Source organism: Sphingomonas lenta (assembly GCF_002288825.1).
In the GTDB taxonomy this organism is placed as follows: domain Bacteria; phylum Pseudomonadota; class Alphaproteobacteria; order Sphingomonadales; family Sphingomonadaceae; genus Sphingomonas; species Sphingomonas lenta.
In genome coordinates this window covers 429289-444632 of the sequence record NZ_NSLI01000002.1, presented here as the reverse complement: position 1 = coordinate 444632, position 15344 = coordinate 429289, and the positions used below count along the sequence as shown (strand labels likewise).

Here is a 15344-nt window from a genome sequence, read left to right as displayed (position 1 = left end):
AGCGCGGGGAGGGCGGGGGAGGTTCCGTCAACCCCGCCGCTCGGCGACTCCGCGCTCTATGGCATCCCAGATCATGCCCGCCACGTCCGTCCCGTCGAACCGCTCGATCGCGACGATGCCGGTGGGCGAAGTAACGTTGATCTCGGTGAGCCACTCGCCCCCGATCACGTCGATGCCGACGAACAGGAGCCCGCGCCGTTTCAGCTCCGGCGCGAGCGCGTCGCAGATCTCCCGCTCGCGCGCTGTCAGCTCAGTCTTCTCCGCCGAGCCCCCGACCGCCAGGTTGGACCGGATCTCGCCCGCGCCCGGCATGCGGTTGATCGCCCCCGCGACCTCGCCGTCGACCAACACGATGCGCTTGTCGCCCTTCGCCACCGCGGGAAGAAACGCCTGCACCATGTGCGGCTCGCGATACTGGACGTTGAACACTTCCATGAGCGCCGACAGGTTCTCCCCGTCGGCCCGGACGTGAAAGATCGCCTTGCCGCCGTTTCCGTGCAGCGGCTTGACGACGATCTCCCCGTGCTCGCGCAGGAAGGCGCGCGCCTCGTCCAGCTCGCGGGTGATCAGCGTCGGCGGCATGAAGCGGGCGTAGTCGAGCACCCACAGCTTCTCCGGCGCGTTCCTGACGCTCGCCGGGTCGTTCACCACCAGCGTGCGGTCGGCGATCCGCTCCAATAGGTGCGTGGCGGTGATGTAGCCCAGGTCGAACGGCGGGTCCTGACGCATCAGCACCACGTCCGCGTCCTCGCCCAGGTCGAGGCCGACCGCCTTCCCGAACCGGAAATGCGCGCCCTGCACCGGCTCGACGGTCACCGGGTTCGCCCGCGCCCAGACCCGCCCGGCCGAGTAGTTCAACCGGTCCGCCGTATAGTGGAACAGCCGATGCCCCCGCGCCTGCGCCGACACCATCAGCGCGAATGTGGAGTCGCCCGCGATGTTGATTCCCTCCAGCGGGTCCATCTGCACGGCGACGGTGAGGGGCACGAGCTTCTCCTTCTCTCGTCATCCCAGCGCAAGCTGGGATCGCGTGGTTCGGACCGGGTGCGCTCTCGGCCAGCGACCCCAGCTTCCGCTGGGGTGACGAGGGTCACGTAGGCGGGAAGGGCGGGCTTGTCATCCAATCCAGGCATTCTCGATGTGCCGCGGCCGAACCCCCGGCGCGAGCAGCACCACGTCCACCCGGATATCGTCGCCCGGCCCGGCATAGCGCTCCATCAGCATCTCCGCCGCCGCAGCGACGCGGGCCAGCCGACGCTCGTCGATTGCGAAGTCCAGCTCGTCCGCGGACTTGCGCGTCTTCACCTCCACGAACGCGACCAGGTTGCCGCGTCGCGCGACCAGATCAACCTCGCCCGCGGGCGTCCGCACGCGCCGGTCGAGGATGCGCCAGCCCTTCAGCCGCAACCACCACCCGGCCAGCCGCTCGCCGCGCCGCCCGCTCGCCTCCGCGGCCCTGCGTTCGCCTGGATTTCTGGCCCTCAACCCTTCAGCTCCATCGCCCGCGCGTAGAGCGCCCGCCGGTCGAGTCCCGTCGCCTTCGCCACCTCGCCCGCCGCCTTGGACGCGGGCAGGCGCGTCAGCGCCTCGCGTAGTGCCACGTCGGCGTCCAGCTGCGTTGCGGGCACGGCCTCGCCCGGCGGCGCGACCACCACGACAATCTCGCCCTTGGGCGGCGCATCGACGTAGCGGGCGGCGAGCTCGGACAACGTACCCGTCACCGCCTCTTCGAACCGCTTGGTGATCTCCCGCGCCACCGCCGCCTCGCGGTCGCCCAAGCCCTCCGCAAGCGCCGCCAGGCACGCCGCCAGCCGCGGCCCCGACTCGTACAGCACCAAGGTCGCCCGCACGCCCGCCACCTCGGCGATCGCCTCGCTACGCGCATGCGCCTTGGACGGCAGGAAACCCAAGAACAGGAACCGGTCCGTCGGCAGCCCCGCCAACGTCAGCGCCGCCACCGCCGCGCACGGCCCCGGAACCGTGACCACCTTGTGCCCCGCCGCCCGCGCGTCGCGCACCAGCTTGTATCCGGGGTCGGAGATGAGCGGCGTCCCCGCATCCGACACGAGCGCCACCGCCTCGACACTCATGCGCGCGACCAGCCCCGGCCGCACCCCTTCCGCGTTGTGGTCGTGGTACGGCGTCATCGGCCGCTTCACGCCGATATGGCGCAGCAGCCCGCCCGTAACCCGGCTGTCCTCCACCGCGACCACGTCCGCGCGCGACAGCACGTCGACCGCGCGCGGCGACAGATCACCGAGATTGCCGATCGGGGTCGCGACGATGTAGAGCCCGGGCTCGAGAGGGTTCATGGGAGCGTATATGGCGGACGCCGTCCTGCTGGAGCAACCGCGCGTTCGCGTGGGCAAGTGGTTCGCGCTCGCCGGCGCGCTGCTGCTCGGCGCGTGCCAGACTGTCGTTCCGCGCGGCCCCGCGCCGCCGCCGCCCCAGCAGCGGCCCGTCGACCAGCCGCCGCCCGTCCAGCAGCCCTCGACCGACGACCCGATCCGCGACGTGCAGCGCCATCGCGTCGCGCTGTTGGTGCCGCTGTCGGGCGGCAACGCCGGCGTGGGCCAATCGATCGCCAACGCCACCCAGCTCGCGCTGCTCGATACGCAGAACCAGCAGGTCCGCATCACCAACTACGACACGGCGACCGGCGCGGCCGCCGCCGCCAGCCGCGCCATCGCCGACGGCGCGCAGCTCATCCTCGGGCCGCTGCTCGCCGAGGATGTCCGCGCGGTCGCCCCGGTCGCGGCGCGGGCGCGCGTGCCCGTGATCAGCTTCTCCAACGACGCCAGCGTCGCCGGCGGCAATGCATACCTCATGGGCTATCTGCCCGCCCAGTCGATCGAGCGCGTGGTCCAGTTCTCGCGCAGCCGTGGCCTGGGCACCTTCGCCGGGCTCGTGCCCAACGGCCTCTACGGAGAGCGCGCGTCCACAGCTTTCCTCCGCGCGGTAGAGGGGGCGGGGGGCAAAGTCGTCTCGCTCCAGACTTACGACCGTCGCCCCGGCGCGGCCGCGCAAGCGGCGACCCGCCTCAACGGTCAGGCGCCCTATGACGCGGTGCTCATCGCCGATGCGGGCGGCACCGCCGCCGTCGCCGCGCCCGTCGTGAAGCGCGCCTCACCCGGTACGCGCCTGCTCGGCACCGAGCTGTGGAACTCGGAGGCCGGCGTCGCCGCGCGGCCGCAGCTCAACGGTGCCTGGTTCGCCAGCGTCTCCGACACGCTCTACCGCCAATACGCCGCCAAATACCGCCAGCGCTTCGGCGCCGCACCCTATCGGCTGTCGAGCCTCGGCTACGACGCCGTCCTCCTGACCGTCCGCATCGCCCGCGACTGGCGCATCGGCTCCGATTTTCCGGTGAGCCGTCTGCGCGACCCGGACGGTTTCGCGGGATTGGACGGTGCCTTCCGCTTCCGCGACAACCTAGCCGAACGCGCTCTGGAGGTGCAGGAGATCAGGGGCGGGACGACGGTGGTCGTGTCGCCGGCACCGAGCGGGTTCGGCCGCTAAACTTTCCCATCTCCACATCAACCCTCGTCACCCCGGACTTGATCCGGGGTCCATGCGCGTCCGTGTCTGCATGCGGTGCGCCCGTAAATGGCGGACGCGCGTGGATGCCGGATCAAGTCCGGGGTGACGAGGAAAGAGGGGTAAGCCTCAGACCGCCACGGTCTTCGGCCGCACCACCTGCGCCAAGATCCCGTCGAGCAGGAGCGCGCCCGCTTCGGTGACGCGCAGCCGTTCGCCTTCGAGCACGATTAGTCCCTGCCGCTCCAACCGTCGCACCGCGCCCAGATCGACCGGCGCGTCACCCCCGGCGAGCGCGGCGACGCGGCGGAGGGCCACGCCCTCGCTCAACCGCAACCCCATCAGCAGCGCCTCGACGCCCCGCGTCGTCGGGTCGAGCACGTCCTCCCGCTCGATCCCGTGCCCGTTGCGCTCCACGGCCGCGAGCCAGTTCTCCGGCTTCCTCCGCCGCAGCGTCGCCACTCCGCCGCGCCGCCCATGCGCGCCGGGCCCGACGCCCGCGTAATCGTCGTATCGCCAATAGGCGAGGTTGTGCCGGCTCTCCGCGCCCGGCCGCGCGTGGTTCGACGTCTCATAGGCGGGCAGCCCCGCCGCCGCGGTCCGCTCGCGCGTGAGCTCGAACAGGTCGGCCGCCGCGTCGCCGTCGGGGATCGACAGCCGCCCCGCCGCCGCCTCGGTCGCGAAGCGCGTCCCCGGCTCGATCGTCAGTTGGTAGAGCGACAGATGCTCCGTCCCGAACGATAGCGCACGGGCGAGCTCTTCATCCCAAGACCGCGCAAGCTGGCCGGGTAGTGCGTAGATCAGGTCGAAGCTGACGCGCGGAAACGCCCGTTGCGCCACGTCCAGCGCCGCCAGTCCCTCCTCGACGCCGTGCGCCCGGCCCAGAAACCGGAGCGCCGCGTCGTCCAGCGACTGCAGCCCCAGCGACACCCGGTTCACCCCCGCCCGCGCGAGGTCGGCGAAGCGCGCCGCCTCGACCGAGGACGGGTTCGCCTCCAGCGTGATCTCCAGGTCGTCCGCCGCCGGCCATGCCGCGACCGCCGCGTCGAGCACCGCCGCGACCGTCTCCGGCGGCATCAGCGACGGCGTGCCGCCCCCGAAGAACACCGACCGCAATTGCCGCCCCGGCAGCAGCGCCGCCTCGTGGCTCAAGTCCCTCAGCAACGCCGCACGCCAAGTCTCCTGGTCCACGCTCGCGCGGACATGGCTGTTGAAGTCGCAATAGGGGCATTTAGACACGCAGAACGGCCAATGAACGTAGAGCGCGAGGTCGGCGGCGGCGGTCATGAGCGCGGCCATATAGGTCCGCATCCGCCTCGACGGAACCGCGCCCGCCGCCTTTCCGTTCTCCGACCGAAACGGAGAAGCTTATGCGCGTGAACCTCACCCTCGCCATCGCCGCGCTCGCGCTGGCGGGATGTCAGAACCGCGGTCCCGCGCTCGGCGAGCCCGTCGCCGGCGGTCAGATGGCGACGGCGGCGATGCGTACCTCGACGGGCGCCGACGCCGGCCGCGCGACCGCGCGCGAGGTGGCGGGCGGGGTGCGCTTCACCATCGACGCGCGGGGCTTGCCGCCGGGTCAGCACGGCGCGCACGTCCACACGACCGGCCGCTGCGACCCGCCCGGCTTCGAGAGCGCGGGGCCGCACTGGAACCCGACCAACACCAAGCACGGGTCCAACAACCCGCAGGGTCCGCACCTGGGCGACCTGCCCAACCTGACGGTCGGCGCGGACGGCCGCGGCACGATCGCCATGACCATGCCGGGCGCGACGATGGCCTCGCTGCTCGACGCGGACGGGGCGGCGATGATGGTCCACGCCGCCGCCGACGACCTCGTCACCGACCCGTCGGGCAACAGCGGCGGCCGCATCGCCTGCGGCGTGTTTCAACTAGGCTAGCCGAGCGGCGTTTCGACCACCGGCTCGTAGCTCGCGCCCGCGCGGCCCAGGTGGCTGCGGTACAGGATCACGCGGTCGAGCAGGAACGGCTCGGTCGCGAACGCCGAGTGCCGCGCGCGCCACGCCGCCACCTCCGGCCCGTCCACGCCGGCGCCGCGCGGCAGCCGTGCGACCGTGACGTGGGGCGTGAAGGCGCGCCGCTCAGGCTCCAGGCCGACCTGCACGCAGAGCTGGTCGACCTTGCGGTGCAGCGCCGCGATCGGCTCGCGCGGGGTTACGCCCGCCCACAGCGCCCCCGCGCGGCCGCGCCCGCCGAACGCGCCCACGCCCTGAAGCCGCGCTTCGGTCGCCGGGCAGCGCAGCCGCTGCATCGCGTCCGCCAGGTCCTCCGCCTGCGGGCGCTCCACCTCGCCGACGAAGCGCAGCGTCATGTGCAGCTGCTCGTCGTCCTGCCAGCGCGCCTCCGCGACCCCGTCCTGGATGTCGGCGAGCGCGTCCCGGATGGGGGCGGGCGGGCGTAACGCGACGAACAAGCGGATCATGCGGTAACCTCGAGCGTTTCAGCGTGCAGTTGGGCCGTCCGGTTTCGCTTGAAAAGAACCGTTTCGCCCCCGATATTCACGGCATCCCGGCGTTGTTTGGAGCCGGGGCAAAGGAGCTAGGTTCCTCATGGCTAATTGGTCCGACCCTCGGCCCGCCGCTTCGGCCTTCACGGCCCCGCGGACGGGCGTGCGCACGGAGGCGTACGACGCGGGTCTCCGCCGGTACATGCTCTCCGTCTACAACTACATGGCGTCCGGCGTTCTGCTGACGGGCATCGTCGCCCTCCTGTTCGCGCAGAGCGGCATGGCGGCGCAGGTGTTCCTGCAGCCCGGTCTGCTGAAATACGCGATCATGTTCGCGCCGCTGGCGTTCATCCTGGTGCTCAGCTTCGGCATCCACCGGCTGTCCACCGGCGCGGCGCAGGCCGCCTTCTGGGCGTTTGCGACCGTCATGGGCCTGTCCATGTCGACCATCTTCCTGGTCTACACGGGCCCGTCGATCGCCTTCACCTTCTTCGCGGCGGCGTCGGCGTTCCTGGCGCTCAGCCTCTACGGCTACACGACGAAGCGAGACCTGTCGGGCTTCGGCACGTTCCTGATCATGGGCGTGGTCGGCCTGCTCGTCGCCTCGCTGCTCAACCTGTTCTTCCAGTCGGGTCCGTTCGCGCTGGTGATCAGCGGGGTGGGCGTGCTGCTGTTCGCAGGGCTGACCGCCTACGACACGCAGCGGATCAAGAGCATGTACGACTATGTCCAGGGCACGGACATGATGGGCAAGGTCGTGATCATGGGCGCGCTGTCGCTCTATCTCGACTTCGTCAACATGTTCCAGTTCCTGCTCTCGTTCCTGGGCAACCGCGAGTAACCGCGGAGCCCTCAGGGCGGATCGGACGGGAGGTCCGGCGGAGCGATCCGCCGGGCCTTTTTTCGTGCCGGAACGGGCGGTTGCGTCGCTCGTTCTACTCACGAAACAGGGGCAAGGAATGCAGCCATGAGTGACGACAGGCGGAACATGGACGAGGCGCTGGACAGCATGTCGGTCGCGCCCCAGGCGTCCAACAACTCGGAACGCGACCCGCGGCAGGACGCGGGCCAGGACCGTTCCATCGAGAAGCGCTTGCGGAAGAACCCGCACTCGGTTGACGCCAAGCTCGACGAAGGGCTGGACGAGACGATGGACGGGTCGGACCCCGTCTCCATCATCCAGCCCGGCGCCTCGGCCGCCGAGCCGCCCGCGTCCTCCGGATATGATCCGGAGGCGGAGCGTCGCCTGCGCGACGGCCAACCCTGACCGCGACTCGTTTGTTGCGCAAATAGCGCAGTTCGGCACCTTTCCGGCAATTCCTACTCGGTTCGTCGCATATTGCGTTGCGGGCCGGGAACTTTCCGTCATTTCTAGTTCCCGGGGACGGGCGCGTTAAGGTTGGCGTTAACCAACCGGGCGTAGACCTGTTTGCGGGTCCTAGAGTGGGGTTGGGAAATGACCGGGAAGACCAAGCCGGCCGAGGGCGTGATGACCCTCGCCGAAATGAAGGAGTTCGCCAGTTTTTCGGCCGCGACGCAGCGCTACATCCGGCGCTCGCTCGACATCGGCCTGGATCGCGAGGACGCCATGGCGCGCTGGGGGCGCGACGCCGTGGAGTCCGCGAGCATCCGGGCGCAGGCGCGCACCTATCGCAACCTGCCCGAGATCCGCGCCATGGTGCCGGAGGCGAGCGGCCTCGAAGCGGTGGAGCCCTTCCTGGGCCCGCTGATCACGCTGGCGGCGTTCGATCTGGGGCAGGGGCGCATCACCAGCTTCTCGGCTTTCCGCTTCCTCTACGAGCGTCTTGTCGGTGCCGAGGTCCGGCCCTGGCTGCCGTCCGCCTTCTGCGCCGCCGCCGCGTTGCCGCACCTGCACCCGGAGCTGCGCCGCAAGCTGCTCCAGTCGATCAGCGAGGCGGCCGCGACCGCGTCCGGCTGGTCCAGTCGCCAGCCCGCCTTCTTCCCATATTGGGTCGAGAAGGTCGATATGGGCGCCGCGACGGCGTGATCCGACCACCCCTCTCCCGTCGGGAGAGGGGCAAGCCTGCGTAGCAGGCGCGGGGTGAGGGTGAGGCGCACCACGTTCGACCAATCGCCCTTACCCTTCCGCCGCACTTCGTGCGGCTCCCTCCCTCTCCCATTGGGAGAGGGAATTTATCGGCAAGCCCGCCACCCCATCGCGCCACGCTCCGCCTGATCCAGGTGCAGGTGGTCCTGGTGCGCCGCGTTATAGTCCGGCGACAAGGTTGTCGCGAACAGGTCGCACGCCCCGTCGCGCACCGCCCGCAAGAACCGCGCGGCCGCGTCGTCGCCCTCCCAGTCCCGCACCACCGTCACCCGCCGCCCGTCCGCCAGCACGAACCCGGCCACGTCCACCGCATCTGCCGTCGCATGCTCGCTCCACGCGCCTTCGTCGCGGCCGTACAGCCGACGGCAGCTATAGCTCCCAAACGTCTCCACCCGCGCGACGCGCGTGCCCAGCAGCCGCTCGGCCGCGGGCTGGACCACGTTCCACTCCCACATCGCGAGCGACGCCGCGACCGGGCAGCTCACGCCCAGATCGCCCGGCGCATAGCGGATCGTCCGCGACCCGCCGGGTCGGAAGCGCACCCCGTCGGCGTAGCCGCACTGCTCGCCATCACGCCGCGGCGGCAGCGCCGTGTACTCCACGCCCGCTCGGGCGAGCAGCGCCCGGCACGCCCCCGGATCGTCGGTCAGCCCCGTCAGCTTGCGCCCCGTAAACATCCCCACCGGCTCGCCTAGGTCGAGCGGCGTCCAGGGCAGGTCCTGCGGCCGCCCGCGCACGAAGGCGTAGAGGAGCAGCGCGAGCAGCCCGACGACCAGCAGCGCCACCAGCCCGCCGGCGATCCGGCGGACGGCGCGCATCAGCCGCGCACCGCCGCGGTCAGCGGCTCGGACGTGATCGGGTAGCCGAGGTCGTCGGGGATGCAGAGATGCTCCGCACCCTCGCGCTCCTCGACCCACGGCGTCACCGCCCGGATCGGGTGCGCCCGCGCGTCCACCACCGCGTCGTCGAAGCTCGCGAACAGCGCCAGCCGCTCCAGGTTGCGCCGCGTCGGGAAGATCGCCGCCGCGCGGCCCGCGTCGACCTCGTCGAGCATGGCTCGCGCACTGGTCCAGACGAGGCGGACATTCTCCGTCCGGTCCACTGTCGCCTCCGCTCCCTCCGGCGCGCGGGCGAGGAAGAACAGCGTGTCGAAGATGCGCGGGTGTTGGTGCGCGGGCAGCCAGCGCGCGAACGGCGTCAGCGCCGTGAGGTCGAGCGCCAGCCCCGCCTCCTCCAGTGCCCGCCCGAACGCCTCGCCCGCGTGCAGCTTGGCGCGTAGCGCGGCGAGCTGGTCGGGCGAGGGCGGGGGCGGGGGCGCGATCCCGACCGCGATCCCGGCCTCCTCCACCGTCTCCCGTATCGCCGCGATCCGCGCTGCGGCGTCGGGAAGGTCGGGGTGGAGCTCGGCGAGCGCCTCGTCGCCGGGGTCGATCCGCCCGCCGGGAAACACCATCGCCCCGCCCGCGAACGCCATCGCCTTGGCGCGCTCGACCATCAGGAGCTCGGGTGGCCCGTCGCCGCGCTCGCGGAACAGGACCAGCGTCGCGGCGGGGATAGGGTGGGAGATGGACATCACGGCCGATGTAGCGTGCGGGGGACGGATCGCTACCCGCCATGCACAACCCACCCCGTCACCCCGGACTTGTTCCGGGGTCCATCGTCGTCCGCGCGCCGGCCGGATTGCTCGCACGCCGATCGATGCTGGACCGAGTCCGGCATGACAAAGAAAGGAAGTGTGTGGATCGGCGGCGCGGCTAAGCCGCGTCGTCGGACGGGTTCGCTGGAGCGACCCGCCGGCCGCGCTTGGTGCTGGTGCGAGTAGCTTCGATACTCGTGCCGCACCGGCGCGGTGGTGGAGCCGAGGGGAATCGAACCCCTGACCTCTGCAGTGCGATTGCAGCGCTCTCCCATCTGAGCTACGGCCCCGCGCGGTGGAGAGGGCCTCTAGCGGCCTCCGCCGCGCGATGCAACACGCCTTTCACGGCCACCGCTTCACCGTTTCGCCCCCGGAACCCCGCCCCGGCACGCCCGTTCTTCGGAACAGGCGGGACGAGGCTGCCCGGTGTATGGTGCGCCCCGGATCCCCGCCCTTCAAAGGCAGGAGGATACCCGATGGTATATGACCGCAACCGCGAAGGCGGTTACTACAACCGTTCGGAAGAGCAGGATTACGGCCGCGATTACGGCTCGGGCCGCGATTACACCTTCTCCAGCGCGCGCGACTACCAGGCCGCCGGCGAGCTCGGCGGCGGGCGAGGCCGCGACCGCGATCGTGACTATGGCAACCGCGGCTATCAGGACCGCGAGCGCATGTATGGCGGCCCCGGATACGGCCAGAACCGCGGCCGCGGCTTCGACGACCGCAGCTCGGGCTATTACGGCGGCGGCGACCAGTATCGCGGCTCCTATGCCAGCGACGGCCGGCGCTTCACCGAGTACGATCGCGACGACGACGATCGGGACTATGACCGCGACCAGGGCCGCCGCGGCGGCATGATGGGCGGCTTCACGGGCGGCTATGACCGCGACCGCGATTACGACCGCAATCGCTCCTACGGCCGCGGCGGCGGGCGCGACGACGATCGCGGCTTCTTCGACCGCGCCGCCGACGAGGTGAAGTCCTGGTTCGGCGGCGATGACGACGACGATCGCCGCCGCGGCTATCGCGGCGACGTCCAGGGCGGCCGCCGCGTCTCCGGCAACTGGCAGGGCGACCGCGTCCACGACCACCGCGACCGCGACTATCACGAGTGGCGCCAGGGCCAGATGGCGCAGCTCGACCGCGACTATGACGAGTACCGCCGCGAGAACCGTTCCAAGTTCGAGAACGAGTTCAGCTCGTGGCGCACCACGCGCCAGGGCCAGCGCCAGATGGTCGGCCAGGTCCAGGAGCATGCCGAGGTGTACGGCTCCGACGGCGAAAAGGTCGGCACCGTCGACAAGGTAGAGGGCGACCGCATCAAGCTGACCAAGAACGACCCCGAGGCCGGCGGCCGCCACCACTCGATCCCGTGCGGCTGGCTCCAGTCGGTCGAGGGCAACCGCGTCACGCTCAACAAGTCGTCAATCGAAGCGAAAACGATGTGGCGCGACGAGGAGCGCAACATGGAGTCGAGCTACGGCCAGGGCGGCACGGGCGGCGAGAACCGCTCGGACGACCTCCAGGCCCGCGACAACCAGGGCCGCATGCTCAACCGCAGCTTCGCGGGAACGTACGACGAGAAGAAGTGACCTTACTCTCCCTCTCCCACCGGGAGAGGGAGGGAGCCCTGCGTAGCAGGGCGGAAGGGTGAGGGTGACCTACGCGGCGTAGTGCACGTCACCCTCACCCCGCGCCGCTTCGCGGCTTGCCCCTCTCCCGACGGGAGAGGGGTTTTGCTTTGGTGAACGTCCCGCTACCCCTCCCGCCACTCACAAGGGAGAACCCCCATGCCCCGAGCCTGGACGCTCGCCGCCCGCCCCCAGGGCGCGCCCAAGCCCACCGACTTCGCCCTGATCGATGTTCCCGCGCACGACCTCGCCCCCGGCGAGATCCGCGTCCGCAACCTGTGGCTTTCCGTCGACCCGTACATGCGCGGCCGCATGAACGACGTGAAGAGCTACGTCCCGCCTTTCCAGCTCGGCGAGCCCATGTCCGGCGGCGCGGTGGGCGAGGTGGTCGAGAGCCGCGACCCCGGTCTCCGCGAGGGCGACCTCGTCCAGCACATGAGCGGCTGGCGCGACGAGGCCGTGCTCCCCGCCGCCGAGGCGCACAAGCTCCCCGACCTCCCCGTCGAGCCGCAGGCGTTCCTGGGCCAGTTCGGCATGCCCGGCATGACCGCCTATTTCGGCCTGCTCGACGTCGCCGCGGCAAAGGAGGGCGACGTCGTGTTCGTCTCCGCCGCCGCCGGCGCGGTCGGCTCGACGGTGGTCCAGATTGCCAAGGCCCGTGGCATGACCGTGATCGGCTCGGCAGGTGGCGCGGACAAGGCGGCCTACGTCCGCGAGCTCGGCGCGGACGCCGTAATCGACTACAAGTCGGTAGGCTCCGTCGTCCGCGCGCTCGCGGCGGAAGCGCCGGGCGGGATCGATGTCTATTTCGACAATGTCGGCGGCGACCATCTCGACGCTGCCTTCGCCGCCGCCCGTTCCCACGCGCGCTTCGCGATCTGCGGCATGATCGACATCTACAACGACGTGAAGCCGACCGAACTCCGCTACCTCGCCCGCGTCATCGGCGCGCGCATCACGGTGCGCGGCTTCATCGTGAGCGACTACTTGCCCCGCGCCGGCGAGTTCTACCGCGACATGGCGGGCTGGCTCGCGCAAGGCCGGCTCAAGCGCGACGAGACCGTCCGCGAAGGCCTGGAAGCGACGCCTCAGGCCTTCATGGACCTGTTTACAGGCGGCAACACAGGCAAGATGCTGGTGAAGCTATAGACGAACTCCCTGATCCCGCTTACCGAATCCGCAAACGACTGTTCGGGGAGCGAGATGCTGAGATCGGGTGTGGGAACCGCCGTGGCGGCGGCGTTGATGCTGGCCGCATGCTCGAACGCGCGCCCCCAGAGCGCGTCGGCGGAAGCGCCGGCGACCAAGGGCAAGGGCCCCGGCCGTAACAAGGGCTATTCGCACGACCCGTTCCCCTCGACCTACAAGCCGTACCCCGGCGTGCCCACGCTCGTGCGCAACGTCACCATCTATGACGGCGAGGGCGGCCGTATCGACAACGGCGCGGCGCTGTTCGCCGACGGCAAGGTGGTCGCGGTCGGCCAGACGGTCGACGCGCCCGCGAACGCCACCGTGATCGACGGCGCGGGCAAGTGGCTCACCCCCGGCGTCATCGACATCCACTCGCACCTCGGCAACGGCCCGAGCCCCCAGGTCGACGCGCACGACGACGTGAACGAGGCGACCGCGCCCGTCACCGCCGACGTCTGGGCCGAGCACGGCGTCTGGCCGCAGGACCCGGGCTTCGGCCGCGCGCTCGCGAACGGCGGCGTCACCACGCTCCAGATCCTGCCCGGCTCCGCCAACCTGTTCGGCGGCCGCACCGTGGTTCTCAAGAATGTTTACGCCCGCACCATGCAGGCCATGAAGTTCCCCGGCGCGCCCTACGGCCTCAAGATGGCGTGCGGCGAGAACCCCAAGCGCGTCTATGGCGGCAAGGGCCGCAAGCCGTCGACGCGCATGGGCAACGTCGCCGCCGACCGCGACTATTGGGCCAAGGCCGTCGCTTACAAGCGCAAGTGGGACAAGTACGAGGACGACGGCGGCGCGGCCCCCGACCGCGACATCGGCTACGACACCGCGCGCGGCGTGCTCGCGGGCGAGATCCTCGTCCAAAACCACTGCTACCGCGCCGACGAGATGGCGATCGTCATGGATATGGCCAAGGAGTTCGGCTACCGCGTGACCGCGTTCCACCACGCGGTCGAGGCGTACAAGATCGCCGACCTCCTCAAGGCGAACAACACTTGCGCCGCCGTCTGGGCCGACTGGTACGGCTTCAAGATGGAGAGCTACGACGGCATCGGCGAGAACCTCGCGCTGCTCCAGAAGGAGGGCGCCTGCGGCTTCATCCACTCCGACGACGAGAACGGCATCCAGCGCCTCAACCAGGAGGTCGCCAAGGCGCTCGCCGCCGGCCGCCGCGCCGGCATCCAGATCTCCGACGAGCAGGCCTGGCGCTGGCTCGCCATCGGCCCCGCCACCGCGCTCGGCATCGCCGACAAGACGGGCAGCCTCAAGCCCGGCAAGATGGCCGACGCCGTCCTGTGGAACGGCAACCCGTTGAGCGTCTACACCCGGCCGGAGAAGGTCTGGGTCGACGGCGCGCTCCTCTATGACGCGAACGACCCGAGGCGACGCCCGATGAGCGACTTCGAACTGGGCCAGCCCGGCCGGGAGAACGCCCGGTGAAGCGCGCGCTCCTGCTCCTCGCCGCCGCCTTCGTCGCGGCTCCCGCGACCGCCCAGACCGTCGCCATCGTGAACGGCACCGTCGCGCTCGGCGACGGGTCCGATCCCGTCCCGAACGGCACCGTCGTCTTCCGCGACGGCCGCATCGTCGCCGCGGGCGCGGGCGTCTCCGCGCCGACGGGTGCGACCGTCGTCGACGCTCGGGGCAAGTGGGTCGTCGCCGGCACCGTCGCCGCCTTCACCGACCTAGGGCTGGTCGACGGCGGCTACGGCGTGCCGGAGAGCAACGACGCCAGCGCCGCGAGCACGCCGTTCGGCGCGTCGCTCGACGTCGCGCCCGCGATCAACCCCGCCTCCGTGCCGATCGGCAACGAGCGGCTGGGCGGCGTCACCCGCGCCTTCGTCGCGCCGCGGCCCGACGACAGCATCTTCGGCGGGCAGGGCGCCGTAATCGACCTCGGGAACGACCCCGACCCGATCACCCGCGCGCGCGCCTTTCAGTTCGTCGAGCTCGGCGAGCGCGGCGCGGTGATCTCCGGCGGCAGCCGCCCGGCGACCTACGCCGCGCTTCGCGACGCCTTCGCCCAGGCGCAGGATTATCGCCGCAATCCGTCCGGCTTCGACGGCCGCGGCCGCGACGCGCTCCTCAAACGCGCCGACGCGCAGGCGCTGCTCGACGTGCTCGACGGCCGCACGCCGCTCCTTGTCCACGCCGAGCGCGCGAGCGATATTCGCGCCGTCCTGGCGCTCCCCCGCGAGTACCCGAAGCTGCGCCTCGTGCTGCTCGGCGCGTCGGAGGGCTGGATGGTCGCCGACGAGATCGCCCGCGCGCGCGTTCCCGTGATCGCCTCCGCGCTCGCCGACCTGCCCGCCAGCTTCGAGCAGGTCGCCGCCACCGAGTCGAATGTCGGCCGCCTGACCCGCGCGGGCGTCGTCACCGCCATCTCAACGGTCGGCCTCAATACCGCGCCCGGCGAGCACGTCGTCCATCAGTATGCCGGCAACCTCGTCGCCATCGCCAAGGTGCCCGGCAAAACGGGCCTGACCTGGGGCGAGGCGTTCGCCGCAATCACCTCGCGCCCCGCCCAGGCAATGGGCATGGACGCCGAGATCGGCTCGCTCCGCCCCGGCCGCCGCGCCGACGTGGTGATCTGGAGCGGCGATCCCCTCGAGCTCTCCTCCTCGCCCGAGGCGGTCTGGATCGACGGCCGCCAGCAGCCCCAGACCTCCCGCCAACGCCGCCTCCGCGACCGCTACCTGACGCCTACCGAAGGCGCGCTCCCCAAGGCGTACGACTAGGGAAGCCGCTTCCCACTTCCATCCGTCACCCCGGACTTGATCCGGGGTCCATGCGCGTCCGTGTCTGCGGGAG

General features: G+C 70.9%; 16 protein-coding genes and 1 tRNA gene. 9 read left to right on the top strand and 8 right to left on the bottom strand.

Annotated elements, in window-relative coordinates:
• Positions 1–27: 27 nt before the first annotated feature.
• The 3 genes from gshB to rsmI all read right to left on the bottom strand — a co-directional run bounded on the left by gshB (position 28) and on the right by rsmI (position 2312).
• Positions 28–987, bottom strand: coding sequence for a glutathione synthase (gene gshB / locus CKY28_RS05375; protein WP_095997302.1), 960 nt, complete (start codon positions 985–987; stop codon positions 28–30).
• A 129-nt stretch (positions 988–1116) separates the two neighbouring features.
• Positions 1117–1485, bottom strand: coding sequence for a YraN family protein (locus CKY28_RS05370; RefSeq protein ID WP_095997301.1), 369 nt, complete (start codon positions 1483–1485; stop codon positions 1117–1119).
• Positions 1482–2312 (bottom strand): 16S rRNA (cytidine(1402)-2'-O)-methyltransferase, encoded by an 831-nt coding sequence (rsmI, locus tag CKY28_RS05365; RefSeq protein WP_095997300.1) that lies wholly within the window; start codon positions 2310–2312, stop codon positions 1482–1484. Before rsmI ends, CKY28_RS05370 begins: the two co-directional genes overlap by 4 nt.
• Positions 2313–2322: 10 nt before the next feature.
• On the opposite strand from rsmI, the gene CKY28_RS05360 reads away from it, so the two are divergent.
• Positions 2323–3519, top strand: a complete 1197-nt coding sequence (locus CKY28_RS05360) for a penicillin-binding protein activator (protein ID WP_095997299.1) — start codon at positions 2323–2325, stop codon at positions 3517–3519.
• A gap of 147 nt (positions 3520–3666) precedes the next feature.
• Here CKY28_RS05360 and hemW read toward each other — a convergent pair whose 3' ends face one another.
• The gene (hemW, locus tag CKY28_RS05355; protein ID WP_095997645.1) at positions 3667–4824 is read right to left on the bottom strand and encodes a radical SAM family heme chaperone HemW; all 1158 of its coding nucleotides are present in this window, start codon (positions 4822–4824) and stop codon (positions 3667–3669) included.
• Positions 4825–4907: 83 nt separating this feature from the next.
• Between hemW and CKY28_RS05350 the strand changes: the two genes are divergently transcribed.
• Positions 4908–5438, top strand: coding sequence for a superoxide dismutase family protein (locus CKY28_RS05350; protein ID WP_095997298.1), 531 nt, complete (start codon positions 4908–4910; stop codon positions 5436–5438).
• Here CKY28_RS05350 and thpR read toward each other — a convergent pair.
• Complete coding sequence (gene thpR / locus CKY28_RS05345) at positions 5435–5980, bottom strand: RNA 2',3'-cyclic phosphodiesterase (RefSeq protein ID WP_095997297.1); 546 nt, start codon at positions 5978–5980, stop codon at positions 5435–5437. The two genes, CKY28_RS05350 and thpR, sit on opposite strands and share 4 nt — an antisense overlap.
• Positions 5981–6107: 127 nt before the next feature.
• On the opposite strand from thpR, the gene CKY28_RS05340 reads away from it, so the two are divergent.
• The 3 genes from CKY28_RS05340 to CKY28_RS05330 all read left to right on the top strand — a co-directional run bounded on the left by CKY28_RS05340 (position 6108) and on the right by CKY28_RS05330 (position 8012).
• Entirely contained in the window at positions 6108–6845 is a 738-nt protein-coding gene (locus CKY28_RS05340; RefSeq protein WP_095997296.1) for a Bax inhibitor-1/YccA family protein, read from the top strand.
• A gap of 126 nt (positions 6846–6971) precedes the next feature.
• Positions 6972–7271: a hypothetical protein gene (locus CKY28_RS05335; RefSeq protein WP_095997295.1), complete on the top strand. Its 300-nt coding sequence runs from the start codon at positions 6972–6974 to the stop codon at positions 7269–7271.
• A gap of 189 nt (positions 7272–7460) precedes the next feature.
• Complete coding sequence (locus CKY28_RS05330; RefSeq protein WP_095997294.1) at positions 7461–8012, top strand: hypothetical protein; 552 nt, start codon at positions 7461–7463, stop codon at positions 8010–8012.
• Positions 8013–8158: 146 nt separating this feature from the next.
• On the opposite strand, the gene CKY28_RS05325 is transcribed toward CKY28_RS05330, so the two are convergent.
• From CKY28_RS05325 to CKY28_RS05315, 3 genes are all read right to left on the bottom strand, one after another.
• A complete protein-coding gene (locus CKY28_RS05325) occupies positions 8159–8890 on the bottom strand; it encodes an extensin-like domain-containing protein (RefSeq protein WP_095997293.1) in 732 nt (243 codons plus the stop codon).
• A complete protein-coding gene (locus tag CKY28_RS05320; RefSeq protein WP_095997292.1) occupies positions 8890–9645 on the bottom strand; it encodes an NUDIX hydrolase in 756 nt (251 codons plus the stop codon). Before CKY28_RS05320 ends, CKY28_RS05325 begins: the two co-directional genes overlap by 1 nt.
• Positions 9646–9922: 277 nt before the next feature.
• Positions 9923–9998 (bottom strand) — tRNA-Ala (locus CKY28_RS05315).
• Between the two features lie 186 nt (positions 9999–10184).
• Between CKY28_RS05315 and CKY28_RS05310 the strand changes: the two genes are divergently transcribed.
• The 4 genes from CKY28_RS05310 to CKY28_RS05295 all read left to right on the top strand — a co-directional run bounded on the left by CKY28_RS05310 (position 10185) and on the right by CKY28_RS05295 (position 15271).
• On the top strand, positions 10185–11303 hold the full coding sequence (locus CKY28_RS05310) for a DUF2171 domain-containing protein (protein WP_095997291.1): 1119 nt from the start codon (positions 10185–10187) through the stop codon (positions 11301–11303).
• Positions 11304–11501: 198 nt separating this feature from the next.
• Positions 11502–12491, top strand: coding sequence for an NADP-dependent oxidoreductase (locus tag CKY28_RS05305; RefSeq protein ID WP_095997290.1), 990 nt, complete (start codon positions 11502–11504; stop codon positions 12489–12491).
• 54 nt (positions 12492–12545) lie between these two features.
• Positions 12546–13973, top strand: coding sequence for an amidohydrolase (locus tag CKY28_RS05300; protein WP_095997289.1), 1428 nt, complete (start codon positions 12546–12548; stop codon positions 13971–13973).
• Positions 13970–15271: an amidohydrolase family protein gene (locus CKY28_RS05295; protein WP_095997288.1), complete on the top strand. Its 1302-nt coding sequence runs from the start codon at positions 13970–13972 to the stop codon at positions 15269–15271. The genes CKY28_RS05300 and CKY28_RS05295 overlap by 4 nt, the downstream gene beginning before the upstream one ends.
• Positions 15272–15344 lie beyond the last annotated feature (73 nt).

What these genes read in the sequence shown, in the direction of transcription:
- CKY28_RS05325 (WP_095997293.1), bottom strand. Translation starts at nt 8,890, where the DNA reads ATGCGCGCCGTCCGCCGGATCGCCGGCGGGCTGGTGGCGCTGCTGGTC.
- CKY28_RS05350 (WP_095997298.1), top strand. Translation starts at nt 4,908, where the DNA reads ATGCGCGTGAACCTCACCCTCGCCATCGCCGCGCTCGCGCTGGCGGGA.
- thpR (WP_095997297.1), bottom strand. Translation starts at nt 5,980, where the DNA reads ATGATCCGCTTGTTCGTCGCGTTACGCCCGCCCGCCCCCATCCGGGAC.
- hemW (WP_095997645.1), bottom strand. Translation starts at nt 4,824, where the DNA reads ATGACCGCCGCCGCCGACCTCGCGCTCTACGTTCATTGGCCGTTCTGC.
- CKY28_RS05330 (WP_095997294.1), top strand. Translation starts at nt 7,461, where the DNA reads ATGACCGGGAAGACCAAGCCGGCCGAGGGCGTGATGACCCTCGCCGAA.
- CKY28_RS05300 (WP_095997289.1), top strand. Translation starts at nt 12,546, where the DNA reads ATGCTGAGATCGGGTGTGGGAACCGCCGTGGCGGCGGCGTTGATGCTG.
- CKY28_RS05340 (WP_095997296.1), top strand. Translation starts at nt 6,108, where the DNA reads ATGGCTAATTGGTCCGACCCTCGGCCCGCCGCTTCGGCCTTCACGGCC.
- CKY28_RS05320 (WP_095997292.1), bottom strand. Translation starts at nt 9,645, where the DNA reads ATGTCCATCTCCCACCCTATCCCCGCCGCGACGCTGGTCCTGTTCCGC.
- CKY28_RS05310 (WP_095997291.1), top strand. Translation starts at nt 10,185, where the DNA reads ATGGTATATGACCGCAACCGCGAAGGCGGTTACTACAACCGTTCGGAA.
- rsmI (WP_095997300.1), bottom strand. Translation starts at nt 2,312, where the DNA reads ATGAACCCTCTCGAGCCCGGGCTCTACATCGTCGCGACCCCGATCGGC.
- CKY28_RS05305 (WP_095997290.1), top strand. Translation starts at nt 11,502, where the DNA reads ATGCCCCGAGCCTGGACGCTCGCCGCCCGCCCCCAGGGCGCGCCCAAG.
- CKY28_RS05360 (WP_095997299.1), top strand. Translation starts at nt 2,323, where the DNA reads ATGGCGGACGCCGTCCTGCTGGAGCAACCGCGCGTTCGCGTGGGCAAG.
- CKY28_RS05335 (WP_095997295.1), top strand. Translation starts at nt 6,972, where the DNA reads ATGAGTGACGACAGGCGGAACATGGACGAGGCGCTGGACAGCATGTCG.